This is a genomic window from Shewanella submarina, from assembly GCF_042646185.1.
GTDB classification, from domain to species: Bacteria; Pseudomonadota; Gammaproteobacteria; order Enterobacterales; family Shewanellaceae; genus Shewanella; species Shewanella corallii.
In genome coordinates this window covers 475676-498699 of record NZ_JBHRTD010000006.1, presented here as the reverse complement: position 1 = coordinate 498699, position 23024 = coordinate 475676, and the positions used below count along the sequence as shown (strand labels likewise).

Annotated in this window: 20 protein-coding genes; 2 read left to right on the top strand and 18 right to left on the bottom strand. The window is 48.6% G+C overall.

The features are described 5' to 3' along the window. The first annotated feature begins 17 nt into the window (after positions 1-17). The gene (locus ACFOE0_RS05210; protein WP_248935153.1) at positions 18-347 is read left to right on the top strand and encodes a hypothetical protein; all 330 of its coding nucleotides are present in this window, start codon (positions 18-20) and stop codon (positions 345-347) included. A 37-nt stretch (positions 348-384) separates the two neighbouring features. On the opposite strand, the gene ACFOE0_RS05205 is transcribed toward ACFOE0_RS05210, so the two are convergent. From ACFOE0_RS05205 to ACFOE0_RS05190, 4 genes are all read right to left on the bottom strand, one after another. Next, positions 385-693: a hypothetical protein gene (locus ACFOE0_RS05205; RefSeq protein WP_248935154.1), complete on the bottom strand. Its 309-nt coding sequence runs from the start codon at positions 691-693 to the stop codon at positions 385-387. Between the two features lie 322 nt (positions 694-1015). After that, positions 1016-1537, bottom strand: a complete 522-nt coding sequence (locus ACFOE0_RS05200) for a hypothetical protein (protein WP_248935155.1) — start codon at positions 1535-1537, stop codon at positions 1016-1018. 46 nt (positions 1538-1583) lie between these two features. Then, a complete protein-coding gene (locus ACFOE0_RS05195; protein WP_248935156.1) occupies positions 1584-1778 on the bottom strand; it encodes a hypothetical protein in 195 nt (64 codons plus the stop codon). A 256-nt stretch (positions 1779-2034) separates the two neighbouring features. Then, positions 2035-3015 carry a transposase gene (locus ACFOE0_RS05190; protein WP_248935157.1) on the bottom strand — a complete coding sequence of 327 codons (981 nt, stop codon included), beginning with the start codon at positions 3013-3015 and terminating at the stop codon, positions 2035-2037. 106 nt (positions 3016-3121) lie between these two features. Here ACFOE0_RS05190 and ACFOE0_RS05185 point away from each other — a divergent pair, with 106 nt between their 5' ends. Further along, complete coding sequence (locus tag ACFOE0_RS05185; RefSeq protein ID WP_248935158.1) at positions 3122-4408, top strand: IS4 family transposase; 1287 nt, start codon at positions 3122-3124, stop codon at positions 4406-4408. Between the two features lie 30 nt (positions 4409-4438). Here ACFOE0_RS05185 and ACFOE0_RS05180 read toward each other — a convergent pair whose 3' ends face one another. From ACFOE0_RS05180 to ACFOE0_RS05115, 14 genes are all read right to left on the bottom strand, one after another. Next, the gene (locus tag ACFOE0_RS05180) at positions 4439-4762 is read right to left on the bottom strand and encodes a hypothetical protein (protein ID WP_248935159.1); all 324 of its coding nucleotides are present in this window, start codon (positions 4760-4762) and stop codon (positions 4439-4441) included. Beyond that, positions 4759-8046: an RHS repeat-associated core domain-containing protein gene (locus tag ACFOE0_RS05175; protein ID WP_248935160.1), complete on the bottom strand. Its 3288-nt coding sequence runs from the start codon at positions 8044-8046 to the stop codon at positions 4759-4761. Before ACFOE0_RS05175 ends, ACFOE0_RS05180 begins: the two co-directional genes overlap by 4 nt. Positions 8047-8340: 294 nt before the next feature. Beyond that, positions 8341-12462 (bottom strand): RHS repeat domain-containing protein, encoded by a 4122-nt coding sequence (locus ACFOE0_RS05170; protein ID WP_248935161.1) that lies wholly within the window; start codon positions 12460-12462, stop codon positions 8341-8343. Between the two features lie 678 nt (positions 12463-13140). Beyond that, positions 13141-13671 carry a DUF3833 domain-containing protein gene (locus ACFOE0_RS05165; RefSeq protein WP_248935162.1) on the bottom strand — a complete coding sequence of 177 codons (531 nt, stop codon included), beginning with the start codon at positions 13669-13671 and terminating at the stop codon, positions 13141-13143. Next, entirely contained in the window at positions 13659-14270 is a 612-nt protein-coding gene (locus ACFOE0_RS05160; protein WP_248935163.1) for a chalcone isomerase family protein, read from the bottom strand. Before ACFOE0_RS05160 ends, ACFOE0_RS05165 begins: the two co-directional genes overlap by 13 nt. Beyond that, entirely contained in the window at positions 14267-14797 is a 531-nt protein-coding gene (locus ACFOE0_RS05155; RefSeq protein WP_248935164.1) for a DUF2878 domain-containing protein, read from the bottom strand. The genes ACFOE0_RS05160 and ACFOE0_RS05155 overlap by 4 nt, the downstream gene beginning before the upstream one ends. A gap of 1 nt (position 14798) precedes the next feature. Then, positions 14799-16043: an SAM-dependent methyltransferase gene (locus ACFOE0_RS05150; RefSeq protein WP_248935165.1), complete on the bottom strand. Its 1245-nt coding sequence runs from the start codon at positions 16041-16043 to the stop codon at positions 14799-14801. After that, on the bottom strand, positions 16028-16909 hold the full coding sequence (locus ACFOE0_RS05145; RefSeq protein ID WP_248935166.1) for a DUF1365 domain-containing protein: 882 nt from the start codon (positions 16907-16909) through the stop codon (positions 16028-16030). The genes ACFOE0_RS05150 and ACFOE0_RS05145 overlap by 16 nt, the downstream gene beginning before the upstream one ends. Further along, entirely contained in the window at positions 16906-18219 is a 1314-nt protein-coding gene (locus tag ACFOE0_RS05140; RefSeq protein WP_248935167.1) for an NAD(P)/FAD-dependent oxidoreductase, read from the bottom strand. The genes ACFOE0_RS05145 and ACFOE0_RS05140 overlap by 4 nt, the downstream gene beginning before the upstream one ends. Further along, positions 18216-19052, bottom strand: coding sequence for an SDR family NAD(P)-dependent oxidoreductase (locus ACFOE0_RS05135; protein WP_248935168.1), 837 nt, complete (start codon positions 19050-19052; stop codon positions 18216-18218). Before ACFOE0_RS05135 ends, ACFOE0_RS05140 begins: the two co-directional genes overlap by 4 nt. Further along, positions 19049-19552 (bottom strand): nuclear transport factor 2 family protein, encoded by a 504-nt coding sequence (locus ACFOE0_RS05130; protein WP_248935169.1) that lies wholly within the window; start codon positions 19550-19552, stop codon positions 19049-19051. Before ACFOE0_RS05130 ends, ACFOE0_RS05135 begins: the two co-directional genes overlap by 4 nt. A gap of 38 nt (positions 19553-19590) precedes the next feature. Further along, positions 19591-21105, bottom strand: coding sequence for a deoxyribodipyrimidine photo-lyase (gene phrB, locus ACFOE0_RS05125; protein ID WP_248935170.1), 1515 nt, complete (start codon positions 21103-21105; stop codon positions 19591-19593). Continuing rightward, a complete protein-coding gene (locus ACFOE0_RS05120; protein ID WP_283106373.1) occupies positions 21102-22013 on the bottom strand; it encodes a MerR family transcriptional regulator in 912 nt (303 codons plus the stop codon). Before ACFOE0_RS05120 ends, phrB begins: the two co-directional genes overlap by 4 nt. Beyond that, a complete protein-coding gene (locus ACFOE0_RS05115; RefSeq protein ID WP_248935171.1) occupies positions 22003-22959 on the bottom strand; it encodes a YbgA family protein in 957 nt (318 codons plus the stop codon). Before ACFOE0_RS05115 ends, ACFOE0_RS05120 begins: the two co-directional genes overlap by 11 nt. Between the last annotated feature and the right edge of the window lie 65 nt (positions 22960-23024).

Genomic DNA, 23024 nt, shown 5'->3' with positions numbered 1-23024 from the left:
TGCAATGATAGGAAGCTATGAGCAAAGAGAATAAAGCATTGCTACTCAACATCTTTGTCTGCCCTGGAGGCGGTCATTTGTATTTGGGTAAAAAGCTGACAGGCTGGGCAATACTGGCAATCACAGCAGTGAGCCTGGCGCTGTTAATGACAGATATCATGGCAGTATCGCAGCAAGTTGCAGACGATATATTGGCGGGTAAAGTGCCGCTTGATCTCACGGCTCTGGCGACAGAGGTTCACCAAAGAACAATGGCAATGGATCTGGGGTATGCTTTCTGGCTGCTGGTCACGGCCTGGGCCGTGGGGGTGTTGGACAGTATTCGACTGATTGTCAGCGCCAAATGAACATGCTTCGTCTGCCTGAAAAAGGCGCTTAAGCGTATCAAACCGCCAGTTTAAAGTAGCTGATACTGCACACCAGCATAAGGACCACATAGCTGAGGAATTGAATGCCGGTGAGCCTGTGTCTGGCCGACATACGCTGAACCTGCTCGTGGCGACTGGACTGCAGCAGTTTGGCGTTTTTAGCGGACAGAAACACCAATGGCATTTGGTACATCCGAGGGCGTCCCAACTTATCCCATATCTCAGGTTCATAGTGCCTGATCACCTGCCAATAACGGTATTCAGTTAAGCTGGCCCGCACCATCAATACCAGCCAAATCAAACCAAAAATCGCCGCCAACATCATCCCTGTCTGTCCTCAATATCCATTGTTTAGCTATTGAGTATAGAGCATAGGGGCAACGTCGCTACTTCGGGTAGATAGCCTCGAGTATGGAGGGTGTTGCGCTTTACTGAGCGGTGAGGCTCAGGGTTAACACCATATACCCCCCCTCTCCTGTATATTCCGCTCCAACGCTGCCACGGTTCCGCTAAGCGCTGGCCAGCTTTCCGGAAAAACGTTGCCACTCTTCCGCTGTAAACTGGCCAGTCACTGCGTTGGAAGAGGTTAAAGGTGCAATGTTTTCCACCAACTGAAGGACTATTGGGTAACTAAACGAACAACTCTTTCACCTTTTGAAAATATCACAAATTTCAGGAACTCCCCCCCTTAACTCATGGGTGCTATCAAAAGAAAATATAGCTTCAAGCCCGGAAAGCACGGCTATATACTCATAATCAGCCCCATCAAAAGGTTTGATAAATTTAAACACTGAACACTCATCTGAACGGTATACATCTTGAATATACTGCTCAGAACTTAATTTATCTAATAACTTCACTTTGTTAAAGTTAATAGCATCAATTCTAATGAGACCGTTGCCGTATTCCCACCCACCATACACCAGATATTTAGCCTGTAATTCCCCAGCAGTTACAAAGAAACGTTTATTCAACTCTAACGACTCAATCTCACCACTTTCACCTGGGATTATAATAGTTTTCTTGTCACCAGTATAATCACTAACATAAAACATATAGTAATAGGAAATAATATCTTTACAGAAAAAAAACAAGGCATTTAATGAAACAATAACAAACAACAGGAGCATTCCTTTACTCCTATACCATTCAATTTTGCTGCCTGTCATATCTGCCACCTAGCAACAAATTTAAAGTCATTCAGAAATCGCATTACTATTTATTCTCCTCACTAGTATCATCAACCTGTTCAGATACTTGATTCACTACTTCAGTTACACCACCTACTACAGCATCCTGAGTAGAAGTCGGTATACCTCCAATAGCTGATTCAGTCATTTCTTTCCCTAGATCAACTATAGATTCAATCGCATTGTCAAAATTATCTGAATATAAAATAAAGCCACCCATAATTAATTCAAGTCAGAATGCCATCTCGCCTGCGTGAATATAAAATAAAGCCACCCATAATTAATTCAAGTCAGAATGCCATCTCGCCTGCGTACGTTCAATGTTCCATTAGCCATCATTCAAGAGCATTAAGTACCACTTCACAGGCTTGATAGCACGTCGATTCTCTGTTTCTGCGTTATTGTCACCCAATCGCTCACGACCAAAGCCGGAAGCAAGTTCCGGTACACTGAGATTAATTGAAGAAATTGAATGGTCAGCCAGCTCCAAACCACTTTTGACAATGACTGACGCTTTGTCGTCGCTTGCGCTCCAGATGTTCGCAGTACTGGGTAAGCTGTTGCAGGTTACCCGCAGGCCCTTTAAACAACTGCCCAAATTCTGTGGTGAGTTTGAGCCAGTTGGCTTCCGGGATATTGAGCCGGTTGAGTATCTGGGCCGATTGATGGCTGATATGACCTGCTTTATCCTCCCGCACTATTCGGCCGGTATCATCAACCAATTGCAGGTAATCCTCTACCTTAAATGCCAATCCTTTAGGCATATTGGCGCGCTCATTCCCGACGAAAGGCAAAAGCTCATTTGGCTGCTCACCATCCAGTGCCGCTTTAACCCGTCGTTGAATACTGGTGAAATCAGACTCTTCTGGCGTTGCAGCCATCTTCGCCCGTATTGGATTTAAATCCACATAAGTCATACACGCCAGCACCGCGGCTTCATCCAGCAGGGCCTGAGACTTGAACCTTCCCTCCCAGAATCGGCCAGTACATTTGTCTTCTTTGTTGGCCTGACGGGCAATAGGCTCGTTTAGCGACCGCATAAACCAGCTGATATCTGTTAAACGCTCACGGAAGACTTTTATGCAATCACGGACTGAATTCAGTTCAAAATCCTGAAGTGGTTCATCTTTTACAAATCGGTGAGTCAATAGGGTGCCTTTAAACAGCGTATGCCACGCAATCAGCACCTCTTTGTCACTCCAGTCTTTGGCTTTATCAACATCAACACGCAATACCACATGTAAATGGTTAGACATCACGGCATAGGCGCAAATATCAATCGCAAATACCGAGGCAAGCTCCAACAAACGGGTCTCAATCCAATCCCGTCGATGCTCATAGGACTGTCCTGTATATGAGTCCTTCCCACACAAAAACGCCCTCCTAACACACCGCGAGATGCAATGGTAGAAGGGCGTATCGTCCAAGCTCACTATCGTCTGTCTGGGTCTGGCCATGTATGCACCTCGGCAAAAAGAGGACCTACATCAACCCTAGTTCAAGCTCGAAATTTAGCCAAATACTTGTGGGTGGCCATGTTGTTTCCTACACAGACGAAGAGCCGTGCAGCATATTTCCATATCCGAAACCTTAAGCCAATTGTTTAATGAAAATTATCTCAATCACACCGCCAAAACCCAGGGCTTCTGTCATCGATTGAGAGCAATCCAACCGTTACCACTGCTGACCAGTTTGGTGTCGGCCATGGGGGACGGCTCTGTTAAGTCAATTGCCACCTTGCACCGGACTTTTAATGGTATCGCTATGGATACCAACCTCACCGTTGCCTATAAACCGTTTCATAATCAACTGCGTAAAGAAGCTTTTTCTCGCTTTGTACGCCAAGTGACCTGTCGCGCTATGGCCTTGATGCGAGCGCAATTCAAACAGGCATTGCCCGCTAAAATGCGCATGTTTAAGGATGTGCTCATTCAGGATGGCTCTTCGGTTGTACTCCATCCAGATTTAGCCGCACATTTTCCTAATCGATTTACACTGCCGTCACCCGCATCGGTCAAATGCCATCTAACCATGTCGCTACTGTCAGAGCAGCCCATCAGCCTAACCCTGACACCAGACCGCAGTTCAGAGCGTGCCCACTTACCCTTGCCTGAAACATTAGCGGGTTCTTTGTTGTTGACTGATGCGGGATATATGGACCTGGAATACTTTGCCAAACTGAGCCAGCACGGCGGTTACTTTCTTATGCGAGGCCCCAAACATCTGAATCCTAAAGTGACTCAGGCACTAAACGCTAAGGGCAAGCACATCAAGTCCATAGAAGGGCGCAACCTGAAGGATGTACTTCATGCCAAAGGCAAAAAGCGCGCCTTTATTGATATGGATGTCGCATGGAAAACATACCACTGTCGCATGGTTGCCATTTGGTACCCGAGCGAGAAACGTTACCTCTGCTGGCTGACCAATCTGCCTCGCAGCCAGTTTACTGGCGAAGACATCAGCAAACTGTACCGACTACGTTGGCAAATTGAACTGTTGTTTAAGGAGTGGAAAAGCCATAACAATCTCAGACGGTGTGCGACATGCCAGCCTCATTTGGTGGAAGGGCTTATCTGGTCAAGCTTGCTGAGTCTCCTTGTGAAACGGTACCTGTGTCGTGCTGCCACAACGAAGGCATTGTTACGCTTATCGTTATTTAAAATGGCAAAAACACCAGTGGGATGGTTTGAACCCATAATGAAATCACTGGCACTTCAATCAAGAGCACAATTACAAGCCGATGTCGCTTGGGCAATCAAATTTATTGCCTATACATGCCAACGCAGCCAGCAGTCAAAGTCTAAGAAAGACAACAGCTTGGATGGGATACTTCAGCATCTTAATGCTTAAGGTCCAGGCTATGTGGCTGTCCTGTCTTTTTCATTCTTCAATTTCTGACACAACTTCAGCCTCACCCACACAATGGCCTCCTTCATAAAAATAAAAATTCATACCTAATTTTAATTCCTCTAAATGTTCACCACTGTGTAAAACTCCTAATATTGCGACTAGTCTTATTCCCAATGGAATACCATCGCTATTAATCGGGACAAGGTAAGCCATATATTGATTAGAATCATTAGACTTAGAAAACCTAATCGACGTTCTGATTTTGCTACCCAAATAAGGATGATTCCGCCCGCCAGATTCTGAACTATATAAAAAAAGTTTGACCTTGTATTCTCGTACTATGGGCTCAGTCATTTAACTTCCTCTATATTGGTTATTTTGGAAAGCGCTTCATTTCCACGAATCGCAGCCCCTTCAACTCCACCAGGTATGTCTGAAACTCTAATTTTTTCAGCAACTTCCATCACTGAAGCAGGAGCATCAACTTTTACGATACTATCTGCATCTCCAAATAACTTCTGTAACGCACCTTGTAGAGCCTTAGCATCTGGAAGGTTGGTAACAAATTCTTTTACTTCCATTCCGCCTTCTTGTAGTCTCATCACTCCAGTTTTCACAATATCAGCTAATTCACCATTACTTACAACTCTGTATAAGGTGACTCCGCCAGCACCTAAACTAGCTCCGCCCATGGCGTCACCAGCAAGTGTGTCCGCTGCTAGTACACCAGTTTCTGCTAAAGTCATATCTCCCATCACCGATGCAGCGATAGGTGCAGCAAGAATTCCTATCCCAACCCCCGCAACAACTGCTCGTTGGTTCGGGGACATGGATTTACTAATGCCTGCTAGTTCCGATGAAAGTTCAGAGGCTCTACCATCCGGATCCACGTACTTATACGGATTATTATTAGCATACGCATACCGATTAAATGAGTGTACATCCCTGAATGCTAAAGGATCATCCGCGTAAAACCGACCAATCAGTGGATCATAGTATCGTGCCTGCATATAAGTCAGGCCAAGATCTTCATCCTGCAGGTGTCCGGTATAACCAATGCCTGCCTTGTCGCCGCCCATCCGCTTACCAAACGGTTCATAGTGGCTGCGGCTGGTCATGGTGCCACTGGAATCCGACTCAGCAATCACAGAACCCAGCATATCTGTATGCTGGAAGCGTACCGCAGTCGTTGGGCTATAGCTGCCCACGTTATAGCCAGCGCTGCACATATCGGCAAAATTACAGCTTTGTACCGACACCGTATAACTGCCCATACCGAGGGATAAGATAAAGCTAGTGTCACTGGTGGTGTATACCTGTTCAGTGCCATCGCTGCTGCGCACCGTTACCCGATAATAGCTGCTGTTGGCGACGGCTGGCCAGGACAGCAAACGACTGCCCAAGGCATCTTCCTGGCCCAAAGTATGAGATGTCGTATCTGCTGGCGGCATTAACTGCACACTAACCGCCGCAGACTGTCTCCAGCCGCTGCAACCTGAAGCGTTACAAGCCCGAATCTGATACTTATAACTGCCGTTAGCCCTGCCGCTACGGGTATAACTTCGACTGGAGGTCGACGTCAGTGTACTCCAGCCCCCCCCATTCACGCTCTCCTGCAGGGTATAACTTGTCGCAGAGCTTGATGCCGACCAACTTACAGCAATACTGCCATTAGTGACCGTTGAGGTCGGCACACTGATGCTGGCTGGAACCGGTGGCGGCAAAAACACAGTAACTGAGCTGGAAACTCGCCAGCCACTGCAACCTGAAGCATTGCAGGCCCGTACCTGGTATTTATAGCTGCCATTGGTTCGGCTGGTTCGGGTATAACTTCGACCAGAGGTAGACGTCAGCGTGCTCCAACTTCCCCCATTCACGCTCTCCTGCAGGGTATAATTTGTCGCAGTGCTTGAGGCAGCCCAACTGATACCAATACTGCCATTAGTGACCGTCGAGGTCGGCACGCTAATGCTACCGGGAACTGAAGGGGGTAAAAGTACCGTCACAGAGCCGGAAACTCGCCAGCCACTGCAACCTGAAGCGTTACAAGCCCGAATCTGATACTTATAGCTGCCGTTAGCTCTGCCGCTACGGGTGTAACTTCGACCGGAGGTAGACGTCAGCGTGCTCCAGCCACCACCATTCACGCTCTCCTGCAGGGTATAACTTGTCGCAGTGCTTGAGGCAGCCCAGCTGATACCAATACTGCCATTGGTAACCGTTGAAGTCGGCACGCTAATACTACTTGGAACTGGCGGTGGTAAAAGCACTGTCACCGAGCCGGAAACTCGCCAGCCACTGCAACCTGAAGCATTGCAGGCCCGAATCTGATACTTATAGCTGCCATTAGCTCTGCCGCTACGGGTGTAACTTCGACCGGAGGTAGACGTCAACGTGCTCCAACTTCCCCCATTCACGCTCTCCTGCAGGGTATAACTTGTCGCAGTGCTTGATGCTGCCCAGCTGATACCAATACTGCCATTGGTAACCGTCGAGGTCGGCACGCTAATGCTACCGGGCACTGGAGGGGGGAGCAGTACACTAAACGTAGTGCTGTAACGCCAGCCTCCACAGCCCGATGAATTACACCCCCTGACCGCATACTGATAACTACCATTACCACGCCCTGAATAGGACTTGCTGGTACCTGAGATTGTTGTGTAGCTCCAACTGCCACTATTAATCCTCTCAGCAAGGGTATAACTGGTTGCCGTGGAGGTTGATGACCAACTGACACTGTAAGCACCATTGGTATCTGTTGAAGTGGGAACAGAGATTGAAGTGGGCACTGGAGGTGGCAACAGCACACTAAAGGTACTGCTGTAACGCCAGCCTCCACATCCCGATGAATTACACCCCCTGACCGCATACTGATAACTCGCATTACCACGCCCAGAATAGGACTTGCTGGCACCAGAGATTGTCGTGTAGCTCCAACTGCCACCATTAATCCTCTCGGCCAGGGTATAACTGGTTGCCGTGGAGGTTGATGACCAACTGACACTGTATGCACCATTGGTATCTGTTGAAGTGGGAACAGATATTGAGGCAGGCACTGGAGGTGGCAGCAGTACAGTTACATTACGACTGTAGCGCCAGCCACTGCATCCGGATGAATTACAGGCTCTTACCCTGTATTTATAGCTGCCATTGATCCGGCCACTACGGGTATAGCTGCGAGATGATGTAGAAGTTAAGGTCGTCCAGCTACCACTATTGGCACTTTCCTGCAAAGTATAACTGCTTGCCGTGCTGACAGCAGCCCAACTGATTCCAATACTGCCATTGGTTACCGTACTGGTGGGCACACTGATACTGGAGGGAGAGTGCAACACTGATGCATAATTACTATAAACGTAACTACCACTATAACTGCCCAGCTTAGTCCTCACCCGATAGCGATACTGGCCACTGCCAAGACCACTGCGACTGGTACTGGTAGCTGTCCCTGTATATATGGTTGACCAACTGCTTCCATTTTTACTTTGCTGTACCTCATAGCCGGATACACCACTGACACTTCCCCAACTAACACTGAGGCTACCGGTACTGGAAAACGAAGTAGCACTGGCTGAAGAAGTCGAACGTATTACATGATATTTGTCTGCATTAGTAGTGAATGTGTTGGAGCAAACCAAATACATCTCCTGAAGCCGAGGATTCCATCGCTCCGTACACGGTGCAGTGGCATATTCGTATACACCTGAAGACTTATTTGTTCTCTGCCATGACCACTCAAGAGCAGTAGTTACTGGCCCCCAGCTACCGCCGTTAACCCTCTCTTTGAATCTGGCACCATCTCCAGTTGGATAGGGAACAGAATAATTGCCGTCTGTATCTACTATGTTGCCGCACCAACCCTGTACCATAAATCCCAAGCTAAATGCATAAAGGAGAACTGAAACAATTGATTTCATGTTTTATCTCCCCCCCTATTTCCGGTCTACTTCGGCAACGATAGTCTTGCCAAGGTAAATACTGTCGGTTTGGGTGCCATCATCAGACAAACGATATAGCAGTTGTCCTCCCTGACCGTAGACACTGTAGCTATGCTCTCCGTTTTCAGCTTTCCTTACCCGCCGGTTGTGGCCGTCATAGTGGTAGCCAATGCCCTTGGCGGCCGTCATCTGCTGCCCCAGGTTATAGTCAAGACTGTATCTACCGTTGTGGGTCACATTACCCCGACCGTCATATTGATAACCGTATGCATAGGCACCCGACAGTCTATCCAGTCGATTAAGCGCATCATTGTAGTGATAGGTGATAATGCTGCCGTTGAGGTTGCGGGTTTCTATATTGCCGAGGCCGTCATAGCTGTAACTGCCTGTCCCCCAGCGTCCATTGGCCGTTAACAGACGGTTCATACCATCGTAGGTCAGGGTGTCGATATCATTACGACGGTCAACCCAATCAATCAAACCGGCCAGGTTGTCGTTGCCGTCATAACTTGGGTCGAGGCTTATCAGGTTTACCCCTTTGCTATCTGTAATCGCATCAATACGGCCTGTCGTATCCAGGGTAATGTTTCTGACAATGCCGTTACCATAAGTGAAACCACTTAGCTGACCATTTGGATGGTAGTTAACTGACGAGGCGTAATTGCCTGCTCTTGTAGGTTGCCCCAGAGCGTTGGGCGCAAAGTCCACCGTATGCCCAGATGGATACTTGAGTGAAGATACTGCACCCAGGCTGTTATACCCCCAGTCCAGAACAAACTGTTTACCGTCAACAGCGAGAGTCTCTTTTTCTATCGCATCCAGACTGTTGTACTCGTAGTTCCAGACCAAGCCGCCAGATTGCAAACGAGTAAGATTACCGTTGCCATCATAGCGATAGGTCTTATCCGGCGTATCGTCAGGGAAGCTTTCTGTATGAAGCAGCCCTAAATTGTCATAGCCCAACACAGTTTTATGGCTGGCCGGCACTGCTGACGCATCACAACTATTGGTGCTGCCATTGGTGCCCAGCGCACGCCAGATGGGTTGCCGCTGAGCGTTATAGCCATAAGCAGTAATCCCCGTTTCAGGCCTGACGGTTTTGCACAACTGCTGTTTTTCGTCGTAATAACGCCGCTCAGTGACACTTCCCTGAGAAATGGATTCAATTTGGTCAAACAGGTTGTAGCTTATCCGGGTGTCATCCGTGTCAGGAGCTTTAATCAATGTTGGTTTGTCATAAGCTGGCTGACCATAAGCGAGGAAAGTCGTCGTAACTTCATTGCCTTCAGGGTCGGTCACTTTGATTTTATTGCCAGCAAGATACTCATGACTGGTTAAAGCATTGTCACTGGTACGAGTAACGGTTTTGGCTCGGCCGAGAGCATCATATTCAGTTGCCATGCCTAAACGGCTACTGGCGGCTCGACTGGGGAAAGATCGCAAAGTCAGCCGATTTTCATGGTCAAACTCCTTGCGTTGGTAACTTATAGTGCTGGCGTCTGTTTTATCACGAGTACGGGTAAACACCGAACGCAACAAATCATCATGGTAAATTGTACTTTCAAAGTTACCCTGAGTGATGGTTTGCTTGAGTTGCCCAACCTTAATACCACTACCACTGATACCATCACCGTCCGTTGTCACACTTGAGTAATCAATTAATTCATCTGTCCATCTGGGGTCAGCATAATCAGTACTTTTTAGCCAACCAATGGGGTTGTATGTGTAACTGGTTTTATTACCTTTAAAATCAGTGACACTTTTTGTGGTGCCATCAGGGTTCACTTCCAGTTTAGCTACTAAAGTATTACTTGTGCTGTCATTAGTAGTATCGCAACCATTTGTTGTTGGGCATGGGACAGTGATTTTCCTGGCCTTGCCTCGATAATAATCTTCAAATTGCTCATAACGATTAGAGCCGTAGTAGGTGATCTTTTTCAACGTCCCATCACCATTATAATCATTCTGTTTTTGAGTCTGACCAAACACCTCAATAATACTCGGGAGGTCAGTGTTCTCTTTGTATCTAATTTCTTTATAATTATCAGTGAAGTTTAGTGAACTAGAGGCATAATACTTCCCTGGTAAATTCAATATACCTTTATCATGATTGTGATTAAGAGTGACATGAAAATATCTAGTGCCAGACACACCACTAAATTTTGTGGTTCTATGGTGGTCATACGAGTTAAAATCAGAATAATATTGCCCATAAGTGGAGCGGGATACCCCATCAATTAAGGTTGTTACAATTGAGGTTTCTCTCTGCTTTTTAGATGCTCCCCACCCTTCATACAGATCTTCAATAGCAAAATCATCTGGTGTAGCATCTACCGTTATTTCTTCAAGAGTAGAACCATGATAGTGACCATCTTCGTAGTCAAATGCTACTGACCTCAATAAATCCCCTTCAGGAGAGTATGTTAATTCATACTCCATATTCCCAAACTCATACCCATGCCGGCGATTAAAGTAAATTTTCCTAAGACTATTGTCAGGACTTATAACTATTGTCCTGTTATAATAAGCCGTATCAATACCCTGAATATCTGTTTCGAATCTAGTGACTGCAGAAGGCTGCTCCTCTTTAAACACTCCTTTCTTTCGACTGTATTGATAACTCCAGCTATATCCATTCCTTTTCGTTATAATTGACTTTGAAACTAGAGAGTGCAACTGCTTTTCAGTTTCAATGAAGTATGTATCATAAGAACGCCGTTGTGAATTAAACTTCCTAATTCTTGGAACTTCAGCACTTCCATGGCATACCCTTTGTGTAGTAAAGGTACCTTTCGCTCCTTGTGGGTGAATAATGGATATATATTCCTGAGCAGAAGTCTCTATACAACCGAGCCCTCCAACAGGAGTCTGCGCACTAATCAAATGATATCCGCGCGTCCAAATCCCACGCTCCCCGGTAGTCGACTTATTATGCCTAAACTCCCAAAATGTATCATCGGGAAGTGCAACTCGTTCGAGAGTGGGCAAACTATTAAAGTCATAGTAATACTTCCACGTTTTTCCATTTGCCGTTACATCTTTAATATAGTTCAGCTCATTATACGAAAGAGTGATCTCTCTATTATCATTGGAAAATACTTTCTTTAATCTTCCATCAGTGTGGTATTCATATTTCACCCAGTTCCCATGAATATCGCTCACCTCTGTCACCATCATAAAAGTATGAATCATCTTGTACTGAGCTTTTGCAGGAGAGTCACCTGGAATTGATACAGTTTCTGGAGAACATGGACTCAATGAGCCACCACAAAGGACTGTAGGAGAAGCGGCGATCAAATTAAATGGTTTTATACTCTCGACATTTCTTATTTGTCCAAATTTATAAACTGTTCCGTCATCTGAAGTAATAACAAAGCCTTCATACCCATGAGGAGTAACATAACAGCGTACCGGCCAACTCCTATTATTATACCGCGTAAAGTCATCCCCTTTATCAGTGAATTTTGTGCTTCCCTTACCTGGAATAACAACGGTATCACCATTCCAATAGTCATCACCATCCGCAGAGTACGACCATCCAATAGTGTCATAACTACCATTTACATAAACGGTAAATCTGGGGTTAGAATTTAACTTGCTACTACATGCAGTCCCATTAGGCCAATATGCAGTTTTGTAATCTCCTTGTTTATCTGTTATGTAAGTAGATTTAACATAAGGGATTGAAAGACTCCAATTCCCGAACTCCCTCGTCCCCCTATGCCATGAATCAGGGTCACCCATGTTTCTTGTTATATTTACTGGCAAGTTAGAGTTCCCAGGGATTGATATATCTGTGTGTTCAAATGATACACTCCCCGTAAAATAATCAATCCTGTCCCCCATCAAGTCAGTGGTCAACGTTGGCAGAACAGGCTTAATATTATTTGCTTCTAAAAAGTTATATCCATAATTTTTAACTTCTAATTGAGGATAACTTAAATCTGGCTCAAGCCCACCAGTACCGGAACTTGTTACCGAACCCACGGTTTTAGGCGAGGAATTAAACTGGCTATCAGACAGGGATTTTGAATAAAAATCGCTCCCTATGGCGACTCCGGAAGTCACTACTGTCATTATAAGAATAGTCATTTTATGTGAAAATGAAGAAATCATGAGCATAGAATTCCTTTTTGCCTTTGCCAAATCACTTAACTCACGTTAAAGAGACCTTGTTGATATAAATTTAAAAACACTAACCTTTCCAGTTCCATCTTTTGTCGCCCATCCAGATGCATAGGTCAGATGCCCAAGAGTTATCAAAAGAGCTCCCAAAATATATTTCACTCTCCCTCCCCATCAAAAGTTTGCGCCTACAACCTGACTTAAAGCTCACCGCGGTGAACATTGCTTTTACAACAGCACTTTTCTAAACAAAATTTTCTACTTTATTCTTAAGAGATTTTGTGATTTTTGCCAGCCATAGCATGACGCAAGTACATGCCCTGAATTGAGTGTCATCAATTGTAGTGAAAGGTTAACGACTTTGAAAAAGCCCAATAGCATTCTGGCTACAGCTGAAGTGGAGGAAAAACTAAAACAATAGGAAGGAATTTTGAATGGCAGTTGCTGTTCCATTGTGCTCGCATCCATACTTGACAATATTTTTAAGCTACTACTGGGTTACAACACTGTCCATCACCCGAAGCTACTAGTTCCAAGCAACAGCGACTAACGTCTACAAAAACCATTGAAAATATGACTAAATCAATTTTTGGCCGTTAGGTCAGATTGAAGGTTGTCTTAGGACTTTCTTAGAAAAAAGCTTTAGATATCCCCATAGACTTTGAAGTTTCAGTTTTTCTCAATCACCAGCGTTACCTGTGCAACCGTTATACCGAATTTAATAATATCGCTGCGGTTGATAATGGTGTTGTCATTGACCAAAAACATCCAGTCATCGAAGGTGACTTGATACTCACTGCCGTCGACGGGAAGAATCATGTCGTACTTCCATCTCAGTGCACTGCCAACGGCCTCGCCCTCAGCCTGCCCCAGAATGTCTCCAGCGGTGCCTGTGTATTTGCCGTTCCCCAGTGATTCGATAACCCAGATGCGTTTCTGGATTTCACCATCGTCATAAACAAAATCTTCATCCAGGGTCAGTTGATTCCCCTGCCATGTAGCGTCCATGGTGACGTTGAATTTACGTACCACCTTGCCGGAGAAGTCCTGCACTACACCGGCAGCAGTTAACTTGCCCTGGAAAAACTCCTCCAGCACCAGTTTGGGCTCACTGCCACGATACTCCTGAATGTCGACGCTGCCGCATCCGAACATGCTCACAGCCAGCACTATTGCCCCAATCACCTTCAGCAGTCGCATGATGTATCTCCCATTAGCTGTGCCCTTAAATCCGGACGACTGGTATTCTCCGATAGCCAAATGGCAAGAAAGGCGTCCGCGAAGCCGGGGGACGACACGTTGCCCAGCAGCTCGCCATTGAAGTAAAAGTTCCCGGAGTCTGGAGACAGACATTCAAACGCCAAACGCTCACCGTCGGTAACATCTGGCCACAGCCCCAACAGCTCCTGTTGCCACACCAGAATTTGTTGCTCGCTGAAATTAAGATGCTGCCACTGCTCAACCGTTGCCTTAACCAGGTCGTCGGCCTCAATATCTCTTTGATAGCGAATATCCAGCTTCAACGGATAGTCACCCTGACGGTATTCACCTGTGGGAGTCAGTAAACTGGCCTGATAAAGGTTGAACCAAAGCACGCTCATCTCACCCCGGCCCACTTCCTGCCAGCTGAGCGATGAAGTGATTCCCTCGCCATCCCGTTCAGGCTGGAATTGCGTTGATATTGACTTCCCTGGCCCCCACTCTTCGGAGACAAGAGTCACTATATTGACCGCGTATACATTGCAGGACAGCAGCATTCCGAGCGCCAGGCCTGTGCCGTTAAGCGTGGTTTTCATCATCTTTCCTCCAATTTGGGAGCCACTTCTGGCCATATCGCACCCTTGGCGAGTACGACTCCCAGCGGCATTACTATCAGCCAGATCAGCCCCAATACAGCAGCAGTAAGCCAATCTCCCATAGGCAGAAGCACAGCATCGAAACGCGCTCCCGCAAGGTAGCTGACGGGGCCAAATATGGCTCCCAGCAGTGCGGACACCCAAAGAGGTGACAGCTTTAGAAATCCCAGGGAAGCGTTGAGAGTTAAACAGAAATGGCACCAGAGTAACGCCAGCCAAATGGGTGCACTTGAGAACTCGAAAACACCCAGCCAGGTAAGCAGGCTATCAATTAGAACCCCCAAGGTTCCGAGCATCAGCATAAGCCGCAAATCCTGTAATCGGTTGGGGGTCAGAGCAAAATGCACAACCAGCAAAGCCAGGCTCAGCAGTATCGCTTTATTGCCAAACAGCACACCTGTCCACCACACCGCCTGGAAGCTCAGCGCGTTGATAACCACAAACAATCTGTTCGGCGGCTTTACAGGCATCTCATGCCTCCCGATAGCCGGGCTTTACCGCCACAAAGTGCACTGTGCTGGTCGAGCGTTCCAGAAAGCCACCTTCGCAGTAGCACAAGTAAAATCGCCACATACGAATAAAGTCTTCGCCGTAGCCAAGTTCACGGATTTCAGGCAGAGCCCTCTCAAAGTTCTCCCGCCAGTGCAGCAGGGTTTTGGCATAGTCAGCGCCAATATCATCGAGTGACCAGAGCACCATGTCGGATTTCCCACTCAACTGGCGGGTCATCTCACTGACAGATGGCAGGCAACCGCCGGGGAAAATATACTTCTGAATAAAGTCGACCCCTTTGCGATAACTGTCATAGCGCTGATCTGCAATGGTTATCGCCTGCAACAGCATACGGCCATCACTCTTGAGCAAGCTGCTGAGTTTGGCGAAGAATCCGGGCAGGTATTCGTGGCCCACAGCTTCAATCATCTCGATGGAGACCAGCCTGTCATAACTTCCTTCCAATAGACGGTAATCCTGCTTAAGCAGAGTAATACTGTCGCTCAGGCCCTCCGCCTCAACCCGTGCTTTAGCATATTCATACTGGGCATCGGAAATAGTGGTGGTGGTGACCTTAACGCCGAAGTGCTTCGCGGCATAAATTGCCAGTGCTCCCCAGCCTGTACCAATTTCCAACAGAGTCTGACCCGGTTGCAGCTCCAGGCGCTCACAAATCGTCTGCATTTTGTGTATCTGCGCCTGTGCCAGAGTTGCCTGCTCATCCGGATAAATAGCGCTTGAATACAACATCTCTTTATCGAGAAACTGCTGATACATGGCGTTTCCAAGGTCATAGTGGGCCAAAATATTGCGTTTCGAACCTTCAGCAGTATTGCGGTTAAACAGGTGTCCCAGGCGATTAAAAGGACGTGTGAGCCAACCGAATCTGGCTTCTATGGTATCCAGCAAAGGCAAGTTGGCAGCGAACAATCTCACCACGGCGGTAACGTCATCACTGTCCCAATGGCCCTGAATGTAAGCCTCTGCGGCACCAATTGAGCCGCTCACCAATACCTGACGATAAAATCCCGGGTGTCTCACAAGAATATCGGCTTGCCAATCACTCTGCGGGTTGCCAAAGGCCATAGACTCTTTGGGCTCAAACGCCTCTTCAATCTGCAGATGCCCACGGGACAAGCCCGCCAACGCGCTCAGCAACAATCGTCTGGCCAGAGCATCCATCCATGACACACTTTTATCAGCTTGATTCACTGTTGTTTCCATTGCTCTGTCCTTCTTATTGTTTGACCTTGTTCTTGTGTGCTCTGAGAGCCAGCGTCACTCCCTTGTGTACTTGTCTTCAATCCACCCGGATGCCCTACAAAAGGCACCTTTTTTATAAACAGCCGCAATGCATGCCAGTAAATGCCGGCCACTATGCGCCCTGTCATCAAAGGAAAACGCCTTACCATCCCCGCCAACGCCCCCGCGTTGAAAGGCTGACGGCTTAGCTCCAGTTGAGCACTGAACAGCTTTTGCTCACGTCTGTTTTCAATACCAATACGCAGGGAATCTGCCGGAGGACTTACCCGCCACAGATACTTCATATCCAGGTCCATAAAGGGTGAGACGTGAAATACCTTGTCGGTAATATCCACGACCTTGCCAGGCTGAGACACATCCACCTCGGCCAAATCTACAAGGTAGTAATGCCGCTCATTCCAGGGGGTATTACTCACCTCTGCCAGCATGTACCGGGCTTGCCCTTCGCAGTAACCAAAAAAGAAGTTCACCGGGCTGAAGTAGAGGCCGAAATGGCGAACCTGACCGGCAAATACCAGGCGTTCACATGCCTGATCAGCGCCCAGCTGTCTGAGTTTGAGTTCCAGCCGCATTTTCAGTGACCGGACACAATATTCCTGACCTGCTGCCACATCCCGGCTCAGGTAGTCACCAGCCCGGAAACTGATTGGCGCAAAGCCGGTTGCCGAGAACCAGCGGGAGCAATCCTGCAGCTGGGAGATCTCGTCGAGATCCAACACCAGCATGCCGAAGTCATAACTGAAGCCGTGCCGCACAGGCTCGCGCCTCATATGGTGGACTTTGCCGCGGTACACCCCACTGTTAAAGTCAGACAGCTCTGCCGTCATGCCACCTCCCTCCGACTTTGGCTCTGCTGCAAACTGAGCAGCGATGGACCTTTACTGTCGAGTCGAATGCCAAATTTTTCGCACACAGCCAGGGCACTTTTGACCCCATCTTCGTGGAAGCCGTTGTGCCAGTACGCTCCGGCAAAGAAGGTATGACGTTGACCACAAATCTCATCCTTACGTCCCTGAGCCAAGGCACTCACCTGATTGAATACTGGGTGCGCGTAGGTAAAGCGGCGCAGGATTTTGTCCGGGTCGATAGCCTGAGTCTGATTCAGGGTGACGCAAAAAGTCGGTGCATCTGCCGGAAGACGCTGGAGTATGTTCATGTTGTAGGTAACACAGGCGGGGCGGGTGCTGTCGCCATCAAGACGGTAATTCCAGCTGGCCCAGGCGGCTGGTCTGTCGGGCAGTAGAGAGGTATCCGTGTGCAGCACAACTTCATTGTCCTGGTACTGCATATCTCCAAGGATCTGCTGCTCCTGTGCACTGGGGTCATCCATCATCGCCAGAGCCTGGTCACTGTGGCAGGCCAGCACCACAGCATCAAAAAACTCATCGCCATACTGCTTGCTTCTAATCACCACCCCTTCCGCCAATCGCCGGATCCCGAGCACAGGGGTAGACAAACGAATACGGTCAGCAAATGGGGCAGTTAATCCCGGAATATAACTGCGGGAACCACCGGCCAATACATACCACTGTGGTCTGTCTGTCACATTTAACAAGCCATGGTTATGGAAAAACTGAATAAAGAACCTCAGCGAAAAGGCTCTCATATCATCGATGCTGGATGACCAGATAGCGGCCCCCATAGGCAGGATGTAATGAGTCGCGAAAAAGTCTGAGAAGTTCTCTTCTCTGAGAAACTGTCCAAGATCGCCCTGAGGATAATCGCCACTGGCGTGTATTGACTTACAGCGGCGGTTAAAACGTACGATTTCCGCCAGGAAACCCCAGAATCTGGGACTCAGCCAATTACGCTTTTGAGCGAATAAGCTGGTGAAGGTATGGCCATTGTATTCCAGCCCGCTTTGCACATTGTGCACACTGAAGCTCATTTCGGTGGGTAACGGCTCAATATCCAGACCTGCCAGCAGCTTTTCAAAATTTGGGTAAGTCCTGTCATTGAATACAATAAAACCTGTATCTATTGCCCATGAGCGGCCGTTCAGTTCCACATCCACTGTGGCCGTGTGTCCGCCGATATATTCATTGGCTTCGAATACCGTGACCTGATGTTCACGGCTGAGCAGGTTTGCACAGGTCAAACCCGCAATACCACTGCCAACAACTGCGATTCTCTTCATGGGGTAATATCCTTATTTTGGTTGGTCTCGGCAGCCGTCCCCGAGGCAGCGGCTTGATGCCCACTTTGTTTACTGGTGACTTTGGCGATCAAAATGCGCCACCAGCTGCCGGGCATCAGTGACATAAGTTTGAGCATGAGGGTAAATTTCTTTGGAAAGTGAATTTCTGCTACGCCGCGAGTCAGGCCTTCACGTATCGCCCGGGACGCTTCATCCACCTCTATGGCCATGGGCATGGGAAAATCGTTTTTGTCTGTCAGTGGCGTTTTCACAAACCCGGGACAGATAAGACTCACACCTATATCCCGGGTATCTGCTCCGCTTTGTAAACTCGCAGCCAGAGTATTGGCTAGATAATTTACTGCGGCCTTGGAAGCGCCATAGGCTTCAGCACGGGGGAGTGGCAGGTAAGTCGCGCTTGAACTCATCAATGCCAACCGCCCCCGCCGGGCCAGCTGAGGCAGAAAGGCATTAAGGCAATAGCCCACTGAGATGAGATTGGTCTGCACAATTCGCTCAAACAAGAGATCATCGAAGTGCAAGGGATCATCTATATACTCACAACTGCCAGCATTAAGGATGATCAGGTCCAGTTTATGACCATCGAGTGCGGATTCCAGACTACAACCAGCAGCCTGCACCTGCTCTCTGTCGGTGGCATCAAATACCAACGGCTTAACTCCCTCAGTCACCATCAAGCGTTCCGCCGCCCTGCCACAACCGAACACCTGCCAACCGTCAGCCAGATAATCCTGCGCCAGCCTGGCTCCTATACCGGAGCTCGCACCTGTTATCAACACTCGCCCGGTGACCACCTTCCCGACACTCTTCATACCGACATCCTGTTTTTAAGCATACGAATCGCGCCTCCCATCAAAGGCAGCTGCTCGTATAGCATCTGACCGGCATCAAAGTAGTCTCTGTGGTGGGTGATCTTGTCCTCAATGGTCAGCCAACTCATGCCCTGAACACTCATCTCTTTGCCGCCCTTCAGCTTTTTATGGGCATACTTCATGGTCCACTCAATGCAAGCCTGATTGCCGTCAGCGACCACCCTGTGGATGTCGAATCTGATATGCAGCAGGTTTTCATACATTCCGGCGAAATACTGCTTGAGCGCCGCCCGCCCTTCGATGGTGTGCAGAGGGTCAGTAAAGACAGCATCATGGCAGTAGAGGTCGTCCAGCCTGTGCAGGTTATGCTTGTCCAGGCTCTGGTACAGGCTTATGAAGTCACGAATTAAAGGTGCCGTCTCCCCCTGGAGGAAGTCGGGGGAAACCGCAGAAATCGTGTCAGTCTGTGTTGCGATTGCGCTTGTCGTATTGTCAGTCATTGAGCCCTCCTGAAAATTGCTTCTGTTTATACGCATCTCTACATCCCCTTTTGGGGTGCGCGTTTCATTGCAGACAGAGCATCCAACGCCCGGAGTCTCGCTGCTTTGTGGTCGACAATCGGGGCTGAATAGTTCAGCTCACAGGCAAACAGGTCTGCGCCCACGATGTCGGCAGTGTGCAATTTTCGGCTCGGTACAGACGCCAATTGCGGCAGGAATTTACGGATAAATTTTCCCTCAGGATCAAACTTCTCACTCTGACTCAAGGGGTTAAAAATGCGGAAGTAAGGTTGGGCATCACAGCCGGTTCCTGCGGACCATTGCCAGCCGCCATTATTGGCCGCCAGGTCTCCATCTATCAGCTGCCGACGAAAGTACCTCTCCCCCCAGCGCCAGTCGATCAGCAGGTGTTTGGTCAGAAAGCTGGCAACTATCATGCGCAGACGGTTATGCATCCATCCGGTTTGATTAAGCTGAGTCATGGCAGCATCGACTATGGGATAGCCAGTTTTCCCCTGACACCAGAGCGCAAACTCTTCAGCATTGTTACGCCAGTGAATTCCATCAGCCAACTCGTTGAAGTTGCGAGCTTTGCTCAAGTTGGGAAAGGCCACCAGCAGGTGTCGATAGAAGTCGCGCCAACATAGCTCTGTTACCCAGGTAAAAGCACCTGCGTGCTCACCTGAATCATCTATCAGAGCGCCGGGAAATCTGGTCATGGCCGCCGCCAGACACTGAGTGGGGCTGAGTACCCCTATGGCCAGATAGGGAGAAAGGCTGGAGGTGCCATCCACAGAAGGAATATCCCGGCATGCCTTATATTCCGCCAAATTGTGGTGCACAAACTCATCCAGTAGTCTTCTGGCCTCCCCTTCTCCGGCCCGCCACAACTGACTGCTGCGCTTTTCACAATCCAGGGAGATCGGCTCAGTGACATCGAGTCTGGGGCCAACAGGCTCTGGCACGGCTAACGGCACAGCTGGCCTGTTCATCAATTGGCTCCGCCATGCACGGGAGAAAGGGGTAAAGACCCGGAACATCTTGCCGGATTGATTGAGCACAGTGTCGGGTGGCAGCAGGGTGTGCCCCTCAAACAGCTCAAAGCCTATTCCCTGCTCGGCCAGCGTCCTGCTCACCTTTTGATCTCTATGGATCTCATTAATTTCCGGCTCGCTGTGAGCAAATACACAGGCAATATCCAACTGCTGACAAAGTTGACTCAGGGCGGAAGGCAGCTCCTCAAACCAGTCAAGGTGCAACACCTTAAACTCAATGCCCAGTGCCGCCAGCGAAGTCGCCAGCATATTCAAGTGGCGCTCAATAAAGTCCAACTGGATTGGCGCGATATCATGACTCACCCACTGGGATGGGGTAGAGGTAAACACGCCATAAACCTTTGCAGGTCGCTCTGACGGCATCCCGGCATTTTCAGCCTGAGCTTTGACAAACTGACAGGCAGAGTGAAGCGGCCCATGGTCAGCAACTCTCAGGTCCTGACGAAACCACACCAGTACATTTTGTCTACGAGCATTATTGGCACTGACAGGGATCATAAGCGCTCCTCAATTAAGCCGGGCAAACTGTTTAACTGGCCTGGATTAATAGTCGTCAGCGATGTAACGCCATGATAAACAGAGGCATATTGACCGTAGAGTGCCAGCGGAACCCCAAGGGTTTGCTGCAGGGTCATCAGCTCATCCAGGTATGAGCCGGGCAAGTCGGCCGGCACGGCCAGCACCAGCCCATGAAAGGTTAATCTGTCTGCCGCCAGTGGCAGCTGGCGTAATGCTGAAGCCGATAACTGTTGCCAATGCATGTTCTCGGCAGTCAGCTCAAATCCCGCAAGCAGGCTTTGCCAACCTGAGTGCTCAATATCAATAAGGATGCAGTGGCCTTTGAATGGCCCTTTCTGACCGAATGCCAGCGCATGTAATCTTAGTTCCAGCTGCGCCTGCAGCCAGGACGCGATAAGCTCAGCATCCTCCCTTGGAATAGTGTCGGCGCCATCACCTGTATCGACTTGATTCAGCCGGAGCTCCACCGCGTCAATCCAGGGCTTGAGCAGATGCCGGAAAAACACAGGAAATGGATACAGGGCTGAGGCTTCATCCAAAGCGGACTGAAGCCGACCGGCATTCAATTCAATCACGGCCTGCAGCAGTATTTCTCTGTGCTGGTGCCACTCATCCAGAGCGCTGCAATTTTCCGCCCCTTGATTAGCGTCTGTCGGAATGCTCTGCTCCAGCAGAGGCTTTACCCGGCTTATGGCAACACCTTTAGCCAGCCATCTCAGAATATCTTCAATGCGTGAGATATCCTGCTCACTGTAGAGCCGGTGCCCTTTGGGTGTGCGGGCTGGATTAATCAGGCCAAAGCGACGTTGCCAGGCCCTGAGGGTGACAGGGTTCACCCCGGTTCGCTCGGCAACATCACCGATGGAAAGTCGGGCTTCAGTATCCATAACGCAGTTTCAGCTCCTGTGGGTGGGGCTTCAGATAAACCTGATCCTGGATATATTCGTTGGGGTGTTCTCTCAGGTAGTGGTTGATCAGGGTAATAGGCACCAGTAGTGGCTGCAGCCCTTCCCGATACTCAAGAATGGCATCAGTCAACTCCGCCTTCTGCTGCTTGCTCAATGCCCGTTTGAAGTAACCCTGAATATGTTGCAGGGTACTGGTGTGATTACGTCTGGGAGCGTGATGTTTGAGTGTTTGCATAAACACCCTGAAGTATTCACCGGCCTGCCGCTCGAAATCATCACCAAGATTGGCGACCATAGGCCCAAGCTCCCGATAAAGCTTTTGGTTATGTGCCATCAGCAGGTACTTATATCGGGAGTGAAATTGCACCAGTTTGTGCTTGGTCAGGCCGTCGGCCTTGAGCTGTTGCCAGTCGTTGTAAGCATAAACACGGGTAAAGTAATTTTCCCTGAGTACCATATCGTGAAGACGTCCGGTTTCCTCCACGGGCAACTCTGGATACTTGTCCATCAGGGCTTTGGCGAATACCCCCGTTCCTGACTTGGTGGCATTATTGGTACCTGGCGCGTATTCAAGCACCCGCTCCATACCACAGGTAGGCGATTTGGCGCACAGCAGATAACCTCCAAGATGCGCCAACTGCTCGACCTTCATATCGCAAAACGCCTTCATCTCGGCGGTGACATCCAACTTGCCATCGGCGCTTTGCAGCAGGATCACGTCACCATCCTTCACCTGGCGGATACTCTTGCGCGGCGCCCCCATACCGATCGCCATCTCAGGACAAACAGGCTCAAACTCAAAGAAGTTAACGAGCTCGTCCGTGCAGTAAGGTGCGCGTTTATGACCACCATCAAACCGGACATTTTGTCCAAGCAAACATGCGCTTACACCTATTGTTATCTTGTTGGTTTCGGTCTGACTCATCTTTGCCTCCTGCACTGTTTGTATTCCATTACGCATTAAGCTTGTACAAGGATCACAATTTTGTA

Coding starts and splice junctions, on each gene's coding strand:
- ACFOE0_RS05210 (WP_248935153.1), top strand. CDS start 18: ATGAGCAAAGAGAATAAAGCATTGCTACTCAACATCTTTGTCTGCCCT.
- ACFOE0_RS05205 (WP_248935154.1), bottom strand. CDS start 693: ATGATGTTGGCGGCGATTTTTGGTTTGATTTGGCTGGTATTGATGGTG.
- ACFOE0_RS05200 (WP_248935155.1), bottom strand. CDS start 1,537: ATGACAGGCAGCAAAATTGAATGGTATAGGAGTAAAGGAATGCTCCTG.
- ACFOE0_RS05195 (WP_248935156.1), bottom strand. CDS start 1,778: ATGGGTGGCTTTATTTTATATTCAGATAATTTTGACAATGCGATTGAA.
- ACFOE0_RS05190 (WP_248935157.1), bottom strand. CDS start 3,015: ATGGCCAGACCCAGACAGACGATAGTGAGCTTGGACGATACGCCCTTC.
- ACFOE0_RS05180 (WP_248935159.1), bottom strand. CDS start 4,762: ATGACTGAGCCCATAGTACGAGAATACAAGGTCAAACTTTTTTTATAT.
- ACFOE0_RS05170 (WP_248935161.1), bottom strand. CDS start 12,462: ATGATTTCTTCATTTTCACATAAAATGACTATTCTTATAATGACAGTA.
- ACFOE0_RS05165 (WP_248935162.1), bottom strand. CDS start 13,671: ATGCGACTGCTGAAGGTGATTGGGGCAATAGTGCTGGCTGTGAGCATG.
- ACFOE0_RS05160 (WP_248935163.1), bottom strand. CDS start 14,270: ATGATGAAAACCACGCTTAACGGCACAGGCCTGGCGCTCGGAATGCTG.
- ACFOE0_RS05155 (WP_248935164.1), bottom strand. CDS start 14,797: ATGCCTGTAAAGCCGCCGAACAGATTGTTTGTGGTTATCAACGCGCTG.
- ACFOE0_RS05150 (WP_248935165.1), bottom strand. CDS start 16,043: ATGGAAACAACAGTGAATCAAGCTGATAAAAGTGTGTCATGGATGGAT.
- ACFOE0_RS05145 (WP_248935166.1), bottom strand. CDS start 16,909: ATGACGGCAGAGCTGTCTGACTTTAACAGTGGGGTGTACCGCGGCAAA.
- ACFOE0_RS05140 (WP_248935167.1), bottom strand. CDS start 18,219: ATGAAGAGAATCGCAGTTGTTGGCAGTGGTATTGCGGGTTTGACCTGT.
- ACFOE0_RS05135 (WP_248935168.1), bottom strand. CDS start 19,052: ATGAAGAGTGTCGGGAAGGTGGTCACCGGGCGAGTGTTGATAACAGGT.
- ACFOE0_RS05130 (WP_248935169.1), bottom strand. CDS start 19,552: ATGACTGACAATACGACAAGCGCAATCGCAACACAGACTGACACGATT.
- phrB (WP_248935170.1), bottom strand. CDS start 21,105: ATGATCCCTGTCAGTGCCAATAATGCTCGTAGACAAAATGTACTGGTG.
- ACFOE0_RS05120 (WP_283106373.1), bottom strand. CDS start 22,013: ATGGATACTGAAGCCCGACTTTCCATCGGTGATGTTGCCGAGCGAACC.
- ACFOE0_RS05115 (WP_248935171.1), bottom strand. CDS start 22,959: ATGAGTCAGACCGAAACCAACAAGATAACAATAGGTGTAAGCGCATGT.